Source organism: Mycobacterium asiaticum (assembly GCF_001673635.1).
Taxonomy (GTDB): domain Bacteria; phylum Actinomycetota; class Actinomycetes; order Mycobacteriales; family Mycobacteriaceae; genus Mycobacterium; species Mycobacterium asiaticum_C.
Genome location: NZ_LZMH01000037.1, coordinates 205,323 through 218,217 on the forward strand (window position 1 = coordinate 205,323; position 12,895 = coordinate 218,217).

Consider the following 12,895-nt stretch of genomic DNA (forward strand, 5'->3'; position numbering starts at 1 on the left):
CGTGGGCATGCTCTTTGGCTTTGCGCCGTGGATCGTCTATTGGGTACTGGTCGGCAACGTTCCATTCGGCACCGCCGTATCGGTCGCGCTGTTGATGGCCGTCGCGGTTTTCGCCGTCGGACGGGCCTCCGGCAAACCGGGGCAAACGCTCGAAATCGGTGCAGTCGCAACGTTTGTCATCCTGGCCGCGCTGAGCTTCGTGCTCGACGACGCTTTCATGGCTCGGTGGATACAGCCACTCAGCAATGCCGGAATCTTTCTGGTCGCGTTAATCGGTGTGCTTATCGGCAAACCGTTCGTCCGCGAATACGCCGCCGCCGAGCAACCCGCGGACATCATCAACACCGATCTGTTCAAGCGCGTCACGACAATGTTGACCTGGATCTGGGTCGCCGCGTTCGCCGGCATGACCATCTCGTCGGCCATTCCACCGCTGGTGCAGGGGAATGCGACGATCCTGGACACCAAGACCCCGTTGTCGTTCCTCGGTTACTGGGTCATTCCGTTCACGCTGCTCGGCGCTGCGGCGGTTGCGTCGCGCTTGCTGCCCGAACGGATGCTGGCCGGCATCGACGACCTCGAACGGGAGACGTCGTTCGTGGCCTACGACGAGGCCACCATCGACGAGCTTTACTTCCTGGCCCAGGAACACGCCAACCGCGAAGTGGGACCCGGCAAGGAGGCATACAACGTGAAAGTGGGCGGCATGGGGACCCCGCTGACCGGCGACGAATCGCGGAAATCCTGGCCGTCGACCTACAAAGTCAGAGACAAAAAGCATTAACGGCGCTCGTCTCGTGTACACCAAGGTGTCAACTTGGCTTGTTACGTAATGCAAATGGCATGCAAAGCGAGAACGCTGGCCGTGCTCGGCACGGTCCTGATCACCGTGGTGGGGTGCGCGCAAAGCGCCTCCCCGGCACTGCCGACGTCCACCGGCAAGGCGGACCTGAGTACCCCGGCCGGCAAGCCCCTGACCATTTCGCCGGACCGGATGCTGGTGGCCACCGGCGGCATCACACCGACGGCGTTCGGTAAACCCGCGCACGGCAAGATCAGCTACGGCTCGGACGGGGCGGTCATCTACACGCCCGACGCCGGATTCACCGGCACCGACGAGCTGAGTGTCACGGTGAGCCGGGCCGTCAAGCTGTATGACGAGGACCAGCTGCCCCTGGCCACCATCGGCGGCGTCGTGATCAAGGCCAGCGCGCACGGGTCGGGCATCGCCGCCGTGCCCGGCAGCAGCGACGAGATCTACGGCCTCACCGACCGCGGCCCCAACGTCAGCGGACGCGCACCCAACGAGAAGGTGCTGCCCGTGCCCGACTACCACCCACAGATCGCCAAGCTCAAGCTCGCCAACGGCGTCGCGACGGTGGAGCGGACCATCACCCTGCAGGCTCCGGAGGGTACCCCGCTGGTCGGTCTGATCGACCCGCACGCCAGCACCGGCGAGGCGATGGTCGACCTCAATGGCACGCCGCTACCGCCCTCGGACTACGGCATCGACCCCGAGGGGCTGGTCGCCAGCCCCGACGGCATGTTCTGGGTGTCCGACGAGTACGGCCCCTACATCGCCCATTTCGACGCCAACGGCAAAGAACTGGAACGCTTTTCGCCGTTCGATGGCAGCTTGCCCCGGGAACTTGCGTTGCGTGCGCCCAACCAGGGCATGGAAGGTGTGACGATCACGCCGGACAGCAACACGCTGGTCGGGGTCATGCAGTCGGCTTTGCAGACGCCCGGGTTGCAAGGTCCGGCCAAATCGGTTCCGTTCGTTCGGATCGTGACGGTCAACCTCGTCGACCGCAGCATCGTGCACGAGTACCTGTACCCACTGGCGAACCCGCAGGAGTCGGGTGTCGCGGTATCCGATATCACCGCGCTCAGCGCCACCGAGTTCTTGATCGTCGAGCGCGACGGTAAGGCGCCTCCGAATGGCAACAAGAAGATCTATGTCGCCGATATCGCTGCGGCCACCGATGTCGGACCCCGCTCCACGGTGCCGGGTGCGGTCTACGAAGCCGACGGTGGTGGACTGCTCGTCAACCGAATGCCCCTTGAGACGTTGGTCGGCGTCAGCACCGACGCGGATGCCGTCGGCAGACTCAAGGCCGCCGGAATCTCGGTGGCGCGCAAGACAATCAAGCTCGATGTCGGCGATCTGCTACGCACTTTGTCGGCCAACGGCGACTTCTTCGGTCACGACAAGATCGAAGGGGTTGCCACACCCGACGACGGCAACACCCTGATCCTGTCCAACGGCAGCGATTTCGGGTTGGCCGGCTTGGCGTCGGACACGCCACCGTTCCGGCTCAAGCCCAAGACGCTGCCCAACGGCAGTCAGGACAGCGGCGAGATCCTGGTCGTGGACACCAGCAAGCTGCCCGCCAAGACCGAGTCGCAGACCATCCGGATCAAGGTCGGCTGACCGGTCACGGCAGCGGCCGCAGCCGGAAGACCCGGATTTCTCTTGGCTCGCAACTGATTCGATAATTCTCGAAGCCGGCATAGAAATCTATCGCGCGGGCCCAGGCTGCGGCGCGCTCTTCGCCGGTGAGCAGCTCGGCCTTGTGCCGCTTGGGCGGACCCCGGAACTCAACCGTGCACTCGGGGTGCGCGAGCAGGTTCGCGCTCCAGGCGGGGTGGTTGGGCCGACCATAGTTGGAGCCGATCGCCAGCAGCGCATCGCCGTCCTCGAACAGCGCCAAGGGATGCGTGCGCCGGCGTCCGGACTTGGCTCCGGTGCTGGTGACCAATCCGACCTTGTCGACGCCGGCACTGCTCAGGCGTCCCTTGGTTCGGGGGATGACCGCCTTATCGATCCGAGGTGCCACATGCAGCAGGAATTGATACCCGACCGGCGTCATCAGCGCGTGCTCGATGAGTGCCTCATCGAGGCGCAGTCGTCGCCCACGCGTCGGGCTCTCCCGCCGGAATGCCACGGGTAGACAGTACCCGCGCGACGAGCGGGCCGGAACGTGCAATTGTGCATTGATGACCACCGAAACTGATTACCCTCAGCCCGCCGCGGCCCGTGGACGGATCGAGCCGGCGCCGCGGCGGGTGCGCGGCTATCTGGGCAGCGAGCTGGTTTTCGACACCACCTCGGCGCGCTACGTATGGGAAATTCCTTACTATCCACAGTATTACGTGCCGCTGAACGATGTGCGTGCCGAGTTCCTCAGCGACGAGGACCACGCACAGCGGGTGCAATTCGGCCCCTCGAGGTTGTTCTCCTTGGTCGGCAACGGTCAGACCCACCCGTCGGCCGCGCGGGTGTTCGACGCTGACAGCGACAGCCCCGTCGCCGGTTTCGTGCGCTTCAACTGGGACCCGCTGCGTTGGCTGGAGGAGGACGAGCAGATCTACGGGCACCCACGCAATCCCTACTCCCGGGTGGACGCACTGCGCTCGCACCGGCACATCCGGGTGACGCTGGACGGGGTCCAGCTGGCCGACACCCGATCGCCGGTGCTGTTATTCGAAACCGGCTTGCCGACAAGGTATTACATCGACCCGTCGGACGTCGCCTTCGAACAGCTGGAACCTACATCGACGCAGACACTGTGCCCCTACAAGGGCGTGACGTCGGGCTACTGGTCGGTGCGGGTGGGCGAGACCCTGCACGCCGACCTGGCGTGGACCTACCACTACCCACTGCCCGCCGTCGCGCCGATCGCGGGGCTGGTGGCCTTCTACAACGAGAAACTCGACATCGAGGTGGACGGTACCCCGCTGGCCCGGCCGCGCACCCAGTTCAGCTGAAGCCGGACGTTACACGCGCCAGGCACGGTCGCGCAGCAATCGTAAACCGTTGAGGCCCACCAGGATCGTGGACCCTTCATGGCCTGCGACGCCGAGCGGCAGCGGCAGGTGCCCGAGCAGGTCCCAGGTGACGAGCACGACGATGAAGGTCGCGGCTATCAGCAGGTTCGCGGTCACCACCCGTCGGGCCCGTCGGGCCAGGGCAACGATGGCCGGCAGCGCGCCCAGCTCGTCGCGAGTTATCACGGCGTCGGCCGTCTGCAGCGCGAGATCCGACCCGGTGCGACCCATCGCGATCGCAACCTGGGCGGCCGCCATCGCGGGAGCGTCATTGACGCCGTCCCCGACGAACATCACCGCGGCCCCGCCCGCTTCCAGGCTGCGCACAATGGCGACCTTGTCCTCCGGCAACAGTGCCGCGTGCACGTCGGTGATCCCCACGTCTGCCGCGAGCTGGGACGCGGCCCGCGGGTTGTCTCCGGTGAGGAGCAACGGTGTTGTGCCGGTGAGTGATTCGAGTCGGGCGACGGCGTCGGCCGCTCTGTCGCGGGGATGGTCGGTCAGCTCGAGCACGCCTGCCGGCGCACCGTTGACCCGCACGATCACGGTGGTGCGGCCAGCCCGCTCACTGGCGTGTACCAGCTGTCCGACAGTGGCATCGTCACCGAGCAGTCCCGGACTGCCGACCTCCACGGTGTCGTCACCGATGCGGGCCCGGACACCGCGTCCCGGTGCGGAGGTGAACGCCACCGTCGGCCGCAGCGCGAGGCCTGCGCCCCGGGCGGCCGCGACGATGGCGCGGGCCAGGGGGTGCTCGGAGGGATGCTCGGCCGATGCGGCCAACGCCAGTAATTCGGTGCGACCGAATCCGCTCTGCGGCAGGACATGAATCCCGGTGAGCGCTGGCGCGCCGAGGGTCAGCGTGCCGGTCTTGTCCAGGGCAACCCGGCCCACGGTGGCCAGTTTTTCCAGTACCACCGCCGACTTGACGAGCACACCGTGGCGGCCCGCGGTGGCGATCGCCGCCAACAGCGGCGGCATGGTGGACAACACCAGCGCGCAGGGGGACGCCACGATCATGAAAGTCATCGCGCGCAGCAGCGCCGAGCGCAGGTCGGAGCCGAGTAGCAGCGGGATCGTCAGCAGCGCGATGGTCGCGGCCACCATCAGTGCCGAGTAACGCTGCTCAACATTCTCGATGAACAGTTGGGTACGGGCCTTGCTGGCGCTGGCCTCGGCGACCATGGCGGCGATGCGGCTGATCACCGTGTCGGCGCTGGGCCGCTGCACCCGGACCCACAGTGACCCCGTCCCGTTGACGGTGCCGGCGAACACCTCGTCGCCGGCGGTCTTGTCAACCGGCAGGGGTTCACCGGTGATGGTCGCCTGGTCGACCTCGCTGGCACCGTCGACCACCACCCCGTCGCCGCCGATGCGTTCGCCGGGGCGGATCAGCAGCAGGTCGCCGACCACCAATTCCGCGGTGTCGACGAGTTCTTCGCCGGAATCGGTCACCCGCGTGGCGGTTTCGGGAGTGAGGCCGAGCAAACCCCGCACCGAGTCCTCGGTGCGCTTGGTGGCCACCGCCTCCAACGCCCCGGAGGTGGCGAAAATGACGATCAGCAACGCCCCGTCGAAGATCTGGCCGATGGCGGCGGCGCCGAGCGCCGCAACGACCATGAGCAGGTCGACGTCCAAAGACCTGCGCCGCAACGCGATCAGCCCGTCCAGGCCGGGCTGCCACCCTCCGGCGACGTAGCAGGCCAGATACAGACCGCAGTAGAGCCACGCCGGCCCGCCAAGGAGGTGGGCCGCTGCGCCGCAGCCGAAAAACCCGCTGGCCGCCAGCGCCCAACGGACTTCAGGCAGAGACCAGGCACGCTCGCGCATCGGCCGGCAGGCGGCTGCCGGCCGGTCGTCCTGCAGCACCGGATGGGAAGTCATCCGAGTTACTATAGATGCGTATATGTGCAGCTATGCAACTGCGTTTACAGATTGATTCATGAATGCACAGGTCAGCGGTATGCTGGCTAGCGTGCACACGTCGATTGCCGACTTCTCAATGCCTTCCGAGGAGCAGGTGACCCGGGCCGCTGACACATTTCGGATGCTGAGTGACCCCACCCGGGTAAGACTCCTCTGGGCGTTGCTGCAGGGCGAGACGTCGGTGGCGTGCCTGGCCGAACTGGCGCAGGTGGCGCCGACCGTCGTCAGTCAGCATCTGGCGAAGCTCCGGCTGGCCGGGCTGGTCAAGACCCGCCGCGAAGGAACCTTCGTCTACTATTCGCCGGCCGATCAGGACATCCTGCGAGTGCTCAGCCAGGCATTGACGGGCGCGGACACCGTTAGCTCGCGGCGCGCCGCGGGCAAAAGCTGAAGCGACACGCCTGTGTCCAAGTGTGATATACGCCTCTATTAAGTGGCAAATTTAAGAATTTATTATTCGCGATTATCGGCCCATGCGGCAGGAGCGTTAGCCGGTTGGGCGTTAAGCCTCTTCCGCGGGCTTCCCGCCTTTGCCGAATCCACCTGCGGCGCATTTTGATCGCGCGGTTCCTGAGTGCCAACTGAGTAACACCGGTGACGTAGGTAACACTGCCCAATTTGAAATCTTTTGGCTATGAATTGTGCCGCTAAAATTGTTGCAAAACGCGGGTCGGAACAGCTCCAAGGTGCTTTCCAGGTGCTTTCCAGGTGCTTTAAGGGTGCTGAAGTGCGTTTTTCCCGGACACGGTTTGCCCGTTCCGGCGACCCGCCGAAAACAGCAAAGGTGGTGCCAGTATGAGCCTCGAACGCGATGTGAACGGCCGGGACGTGGAGATCCTCGAGCACCCGGTCGCCGTCCAGATCACAGTCGACCAGGGTCCCATCAGCGGCATAACGGTGAGCCCCGACGGTCGTCGGCTGATGGTCACCAACTACGGCGGCGACAGCGTCTCGATCATCGACACCCGGGCTTGCCGCGAGGTCGACACCATCTTCGGGTTGCACGAACCCTTCGCGATCGGCATCGACGAGGCAGCCAGGCGCGCCTACGTCACCACCGTGACGCCCGCCTACGACGTCATCCAGGTCGTCGACCTGACCACCAACACCGTCGTCGGATCGCACCCGGTGGCGCTGAGCATCAGCGACCTGGCTGTGAGCGCGGACGGCAAGCACGTCTACGCCAGCCGCAACGGCGCTCGCAGCGCCGACGTCGCCGTCATGGACACCACCACCGAGCAGTTCGAGATCATCGGTATCGCCGCCATCCCGGGCACCACCACCGAGTGCGTCCGGGTCAGTCCGGACGGGGGCCGGTTGTATGTCGGTGTGAACGGACCGGCCGGCGGCCAGCTGGTGGTCATAGACACCGGCAAGGGGCCGGAAGCGGACGCCGGGCGCGCACGTTGGCGGCGCCGGGCCAAGCAGCACGCTGCCCCGCACAGCTCGACGCCCAAGATCCTCAGCACGATCGACATCGGCCTTGCCGTCCGCGACGTCGCGGTGAGCCCCAACGGCGGGCTGGTGTACGTCGCCAGCTCCGGGCCGGACTTCGCCGCTGTCGACGTGGTGGACACCCGCACCGACAAGATCACCAGCACGCGCAAGATCGGCGAGATCACCGGCCTGCTCACCCGCCTGACGATCGGCGCCGACGGCCGGCGGGCATACCTGGTCAGTGACGACAGCGTCACCATGCTGTGCACGCTGACCCAGGACGTGATCGACTCGGTCAAGGTCGGCACACAACCGTCGTGCGTCGTCGAGAGCGGCGATGGCAAGTACCTCTACATCGCCGACTACTCGGGTGCGGTCACCGTGGCGCCGATCGCGGACAGCGTCGACTCCGGTTTCGAGCAGGCGGCGCTGGAGAGCAAGCGGTCGGCTGATCTGTTCGTGCCGGACCTGCTGCAGTACGACGCCGCCCTGGTCTAGCGCCGCGCGTCGGGCGGTCGGCCCGATGAACCGCATCGCGTGGCACGGCGCTAACATTCGGCTCAGGGCCGAAAGGTGCTGCGCCGAGACGCGTGAGGGCGGTTCACGATGTACAGCACGATGCAGGAATATCCGCTGACGATCACGGCGATCATGCGGCACGGCTGCGGTGTCCACGGTGCCCGCGAGGTCATCACCGCCACCGACGACGGCTACCGGCAAACCACCTACCGGGAACTGGGTCTGCAAGCCGCGCAGTTGGCAAACGCGTTGCGGCGCCTCGGCATAACCGGCGACGAGCGGGTGGCCACCTTCATGTGGAACAACGCCGAGCACCTGGCGGCCTATCTGGCGGTGCCGTCCATGGGCGCGGTGTTGCACACGCTGAACATCCGGTTGTTCCCTGAGCAGATCGCGTACGTCGCGAACGAAGCCGAGGACCGGGTGGTGCTGGTCGACCTGTCGCTCACCAAGCAGTTGGCCCCGGTGCTGGCCGAGCTGGACACCGTGCACACCGTGATCGCGGTCGGTGACGGTGACCTCGCGCCGCTGCAGGACGCCGGTAAGACTGTGGTGCGCTACAGCGAGATAATCGACGGCGAGTCAACCGATTTCGACTGGCCGCCCATCGACGAGAACTCCGCCGCGGCCATGTGCTACACCAGCGGGACCACCGGCAACCCCAAAGGCGTTGTCTACAGCCACCGTTCGAGCTTCCTGCACACGATGGCCGCCTGTACGACCAATGGGATCGGGGTTGGTTCCAGCGACCGGCTGCTGCCCATCGTGCCGATGTTCCACGCCAATGGCTGGGGGCTGCCGTATGCGGCGTTGATGGCCGGCGCCGACCTGGTGCTGCCCGACCGCCACCTCGACGCCCCGTCGCTGATCCGACTGGTCGAGACGTTGCGTCCCACGCTTGCCGGTGCGGTGCCGACGATTTGGAACGACGTCATGCATCACCTGGAGAAGAATCCGGGCCACGACATGTCTTCGTTGCGCATGGTCGCCTGCGGCGGTTCGGCCGTCCCGGAATTTCTGATGCGCACCTTCGAGGACAAGCACGACGTCCAGATCCGGCAACTGTGGGGGATGACCGAGACTTCGCCGCTGGCCACCATGGCCTGGCCACCGCCGGGCATCCCGCAGGACCAGCATTGGGCGTTCCGGGTGACTCAGGGGCAACCGGTCTGCGGGGTGGAGACCCGCATCGTCGATGACGAGGGCAACGTGCTGCCCAACGACGGCAAAGCGGTGGGCGAGGTGGAGGTTCGCGGGCCGTGGATCACCGGCTCGTACTACCGGGTGAGCGACGACTCCAAGTTCGACTCCGGCTGGCTGCGCACCGGTGACGTCGGCCGCATCGACGAGCGGGGCTTCATCACGCTGACCGACCGCGCCAAGGACGTCATCAAGTCGGGCGGCGAATGGATCTCCTCCGTCGAATTGGAGAACTGCCTGATCGCGCACCCTGACGTGGTCGAGGCCGCGGTGGTGGGCGTTCCCGACGAGCGCTGGCAGGAACGCCCACTGGCCGTCGTCATCCCCCGGGAGGGTGCCGCCGTCAGCGCCGACGATCTGCGAAAGTATCTGGCGGACAAGGTCGTTCGGTGGTGGTTGCCGGAGCGTTGGGCTTTCGCCGACGAGATCCCGCGGACCAGCGTGGGTAAGTACGACAAGAAAGCCATTCGGTCTCGGTACGCCGAGGGGGCCTACGATGTCGCTCAGGCCCACAACTAGGCCCCTGACTAACCGCGAACCGGGGTGCCGCATCCCTCGCGAGCAGACGCTAAAGCCCCCGGTTTCGTGCCGAAACAGGGGCTTTAGCGTCTGCTCGCGGTAGAAAGGTGACCATGACACTTCGGGTCGTGCAATGGGCAACCGGGTCCGTCGGGACGGCAGCGATCAAAGGGGTATTGGAGCACCCAGAACTCGAGCTCGTTGGGTGCTGGGTGCATTCGCCGGCCAAGGGCGGCAGGGACGTCGGCGACCTCATCGGCGGGCCGCCGCTCGGGGTGACCGCGACCAACAACATCGACGAGATCCTCGCGCTCGACGCCGACGCCGTCATCTACGCGCCGTTGCTGCCCAGCGTCGACGAGGTCGCCGCGCTGCTGCGCTCGGGCAAGAACGTGGTCACACCGCTGGGCTGGTTCTACCCGACCGAGAAGGAGGCCGCCCCGCTCGAGGTCGCCGCCCAGGCCGCAAACGTCACCCTGCACGGTGCCGGCATCGGGCCCGGCGCGGCCACCGAACTGTTCCCGCTGCTGCTCTCGGTGATGTCCACTGGCGTCACTTTCGTTCGCGCCGAGGAGTTTTCGGACCTGCGGACCTACGGGGCCCCGGACGTGCTCCGCTATGTGATGGGCTTCGGGGGCACCCCGGACAGTGCCCTGACCGGGCCTATGCAGAAACTGCTAAACGGCGGCTTCTTCCAGTCGGTGCGGTTGATCGTCGACAAGCTGGGTTTCGCCGCCGACCCCGAGATTCGCCCGTCCCAGGAGGTGGCGGTCGCAACCGCCCCGATCAACTCGCCGATCGGGGTGATCGAGCCCGGGCAGGTCGCCGGACGCCGATTCACCTGGGAGGCCCTGGCCGGTGACATCCCGGTCGTCCAGATCACCGTGAACTGGTTGATGGGATCGGAAAACCTCGACCCGCCTTGGTCTTTCGAGCCGGCGGGGGAACGCTACGAGATCGAGGTGCGGGGAAACCCCGACACCTTCGTCACCGTCAAGGGATGGCAGCCAGAAACGGTCGAGGAAGGGCTCACCAGCAATCCGGGCATCGTCGCGACCGCCGCGCACTGCGTCAACGCCGTGCCCGCCACCTGCGCGGCACCGGCAGGCATCCAGAGCTTCTTCGACCTGCCGCTCATCACCGGCCGGGCCGCTCCGCACCTGTCCAGGTGAGTCTCCAGAATCCAACCACTCCGAATCAGAAGGCAATCATGGCAAGGTCTGTCGTAGTTGAGCAGTGGCGTGCGATACCCGTTTCCGTCGAAGATGCGTTCGCCGGAACGTTGGCGATCTCCCTGCCGGTGATCTGTTCGCAGTGGTATGGGGTGATCCCGCCGATCAAGGAGGTGCGCGACCAGAGCGGCGAGTGGGGTCCGGCCGGGCAGACCCGAACCCTGGTGATGGTCGGTGGCGGGCGAGTGAAGGAGACACAGACCAGCTTCGACCCGCCGCGGTCGTTCGGGTACACGCTTTCCGACATCACCGGGCCGTTGGCGACGTTGGTGAGCACGGTCGACGGCAAGTGGTCCTTCACCCCGGCCGGCACCGGAACCCGGGTGAACTGGCAGTGGACGCTGCACCCGAAGTCGTCCACCGCGGCGCCATTGCTGCCGGTGTTCGCCAAGATGTGGAAGGGTTACGCGCGGGTGGTGCTGGAGAAGTTGTCCGCACAACTGGTCGACTGAAGGCGGACTGAAACCATGTGTCGCCTCTTCGGTCTGCACGCCGGTACGGAAGTCGTCACCGCGACCTTCTGGCTGCTGGACGCTCCGGACAGCCTGACCCAGCAGAGTCGTAAGAATCCCGACGGCACCGGGCTCGGGGTGTTCGACGAGCGCGGCCACCCACGGCTGCGCAAGGAGCCGATCGCCGCCTGGCAGGACGCGACGTTCTCCACCGAAGCGCACGAACTGACCGGCACTACCTTCATCGCGCATGTCCGGTACGCGACGACGGGTTCGCTCGATGCGCGCAACACCCACCCGTTTCTGCAGGACGGCAGGCTCTTCGCGCACAACGGCATGATCGAGGGCCTCGACATCGTCGACCAACGGCTTCGCGAACTCGGCACCTCGGACCTGGTATTGGGCCAAACCGACTCCGAGCGGGTGTTCGCGCTGATCACCGCCGGCATTCGCGCTCAAAACGGTGACGTCTCAGCCGGTTTGGTGGACGCGATCAGGTGGCTCGCCGACAATGTCCCCGTCTACGCCCTCAACATTTTGATGTGTATGGGCACCCAGATGTGGGCGCTGCGGTACCCGCAGACCCATCAGCTGTTCATGTTGGATCGCCGTCGTGACGGCGACCCGGATTTCGACCTGTCGACCAGCAGGATCCACGCGCAGAGCGAGTTGCTGGCCGAGCGGTCGTCGGTGGTGTTCGCCACCGAACCGATGGACGACGACCCCCGCTGGTGCCTGCTCGATCCGGGCGAACTCGTTTACGTCGAGGCCGCCCTGAACATCAGCCGCAGCATCGCGCTTCCCGACGCGCCCCGGATCCTCATTCGCAGGGATGATCTGAGCCAGCCGGTCTTTCGCGCGCAGCACGCAATGCCGGGCACGCGGCACCTCCCGTAACGTAAGCAAGCGTGACAACCAGACGAGCGCTTGTGCTGGCCGGCGGTGGGGTAGCGGGAATTGCCTGGGAGACAGGCGTTTTGCGGGGCATCGCGGACGAAATTCCGCAGGCCGCCCGGTTGCTGGTGGAGTCCGATGTGCTGGTCGGTACGTCCGCTGGGTCCACGGTCGCGGCGCAACTCGGTAGCGGCTGGACGCTGGACGCGCTCTACGAGCGGCAGACCGACGAGACGTCGGCGGAGATCGACCCGAATGTCGACATCGAGCAAATCACCGGGCTGTTCCTGGAGGCGTTGCGCGGGCCGGACGACTTGAAGGGGCGGCTGCAACGCATCGGGTCGGTGGCGCTGGCTACCGATACCGTCCCGGAACCGGTGCGGCGCGACGTGATCGCTCAGCGCCTGCCGTCCCACGAATGGCCCGACCGGGTGCTTCGGGTCACCGCAATCGATACCGCCACCGGCGAATTCGTGGTGTTCGACCGGGAATCCGGGGTTGGCCTGGTGGATGCGGTCGCGGCCAGTTGTGCGGTGCCCGGAGCATGGCCGCCGGTCACCATCGGCGATCGGCGCTTCATGGACGGTGGCGTCAAGAGCACCGTCAACGTCGACGTCGCGAACGACTGCGACGAGGCGGTGGTGTTGGTGCCCGCCGGTGCGGATGCCCCGTCGCCGTTCGGACCCGGCCCGGCCGCCGAGATCACAACCTTCCAAACCAGCCGCGCCGGCCGGGCATTGACGGTGTTCGCCGACGACGACTCTTTGGCGGCCTTCGGCACCAACCCGCTGGATCCGCGCTGCCGCATCGGCTCGGCGAGAGCGGGACGCGCGCAGGGCCGCCGGGAAGCAGAGTCAGTCGCGCGGTTCTTGGGACTCTGATGGG

The 12,895-nt window shown here is 66.2% G+C and carries 12 protein-coding genes; 10 read left to right on the top strand and 2 right to left on the bottom strand.

Features of this window, described 5'->3' with window-relative positions; translation table 11 throughout:
* Position 1: 1 nt before the first annotated feature.
* Positions 2-784, top strand: coding sequence for a hypothetical protein (locus A5645_RS11090; protein WP_065129515.1), 783 nt, complete (start codon positions 2-4; stop codon positions 782-784).
* Between the two features lie 54 nt (positions 785-838).
* Positions 839-2,434: an esterase-like activity of phytase family protein gene (locus A5645_RS11095; RefSeq protein WP_155767954.1), complete on the top strand. Its 1,596-nt coding sequence runs from the start codon at positions 839-841 to the stop codon at positions 2,432-2,434.
* Between the two features lie 4 nt (positions 2,435-2,438).
* Here A5645_RS11095 and A5645_RS11100 read toward each other — a convergent pair whose 3' ends face one another.
* Positions 2,439-2,948 (bottom strand): nitroreductase family deazaflavin-dependent oxidoreductase, encoded by a 510-nt coding sequence (locus A5645_RS11100; RefSeq protein WP_253866935.1) that lies wholly within the window; start codon positions 2,946-2,948, stop codon positions 2,439-2,441.
* 52 nt (positions 2,949-3,000) lie between these two features.
* Here A5645_RS11100 and A5645_RS11105 point away from each other — a divergent pair, with 52 nt between their 5' ends.
* Entirely contained in the window at positions 3,001-3,771 is a 771-nt protein-coding gene (locus A5645_RS11105; RefSeq protein ID WP_065034847.1) for a DUF427 domain-containing protein, read from the top strand.
* Between the two features lie 9 nt (positions 3,772-3,780).
* On the opposite strand, the gene A5645_RS11110 is transcribed toward A5645_RS11105, so the two are convergent.
* Positions 3,781-5,715 carry a heavy metal translocating P-type ATPase gene (locus A5645_RS11110; RefSeq protein WP_065129517.1) on the bottom strand — a complete coding sequence of 645 codons (1,935 nt, stop codon included), beginning with the start codon at positions 5,713-5,715 and terminating at the stop codon, positions 3,781-3,783.
* A 91-nt stretch (positions 5,716-5,806) separates the two neighbouring features.
* Here A5645_RS11110 and A5645_RS11115 point away from each other — a divergent pair, with 91 nt between their 5' ends.
* The 7 genes from A5645_RS11115 to A5645_RS11145 all read left to right on the top strand — a co-directional run bounded on the left by A5645_RS11115 (position 5,807) and on the right by A5645_RS11145 (position 12,891).
* On the top strand, positions 5,807-6,148 hold the full coding sequence (locus tag A5645_RS11115; protein ID WP_065034873.1) for an ArsR/SmtB family transcription factor: 342 nt from the start codon (positions 5,807-5,809) through the stop codon (positions 6,146-6,148).
* Between the two features lie 404 nt (positions 6,149-6,552).
* Positions 6,553-7,692 carry a YncE family protein gene (locus A5645_RS11120; RefSeq protein WP_065129518.1) on the top strand — a complete coding sequence of 380 codons (1,140 nt, stop codon included), beginning with the start codon at positions 6,553-6,555 and terminating at the stop codon, positions 7,690-7,692.
* A gap of 108 nt (positions 7,693-7,800) precedes the next feature.
* Positions 7,801-9,432: a long-chain fatty acid--CoA ligase gene (locus A5645_RS11125; protein ID WP_065129519.1), complete on the top strand. Its 1,632-nt coding sequence runs from the start codon at positions 7,801-7,803 to the stop codon at positions 9,430-9,432.
* Positions 9,433-9,539: 107 nt separating this feature from the next.
* Positions 9,540-10,604 (top strand): NAD(P)H-dependent amine dehydrogenase family protein, encoded by a 1,065-nt coding sequence (locus tag A5645_RS11130; protein ID WP_155767955.1) that lies wholly within the window; start codon positions 9,540-9,542, stop codon positions 10,602-10,604.
* 38 nt (positions 10,605-10,642) lie between these two features.
* Complete coding sequence (locus tag A5645_RS11135) at positions 10,643-11,116, top strand: SRPBCC family protein (protein WP_065034852.1); 474 nt, start codon at positions 10,643-10,645, stop codon at positions 11,114-11,116.
* A 15-nt stretch (positions 11,117-11,131) separates the two neighbouring features.
* The gene (locus A5645_RS11140) at positions 11,132-12,013 is read left to right on the top strand and encodes a class II glutamine amidotransferase (RefSeq protein ID WP_065129520.1); all 882 of its coding nucleotides are present in this window, start codon (positions 11,132-11,134) and stop codon (positions 12,011-12,013) included.
* A gap of 11 nt (positions 12,014-12,024) precedes the next feature.
* Positions 12,025-12,891, top strand: coding sequence for a patatin-like phospholipase family protein (locus A5645_RS11145; RefSeq protein WP_065129521.1), 867 nt, complete (start codon positions 12,025-12,027; stop codon positions 12,889-12,891).
* Positions 12,892-12,895: the final 4 nt, after the last annotated feature.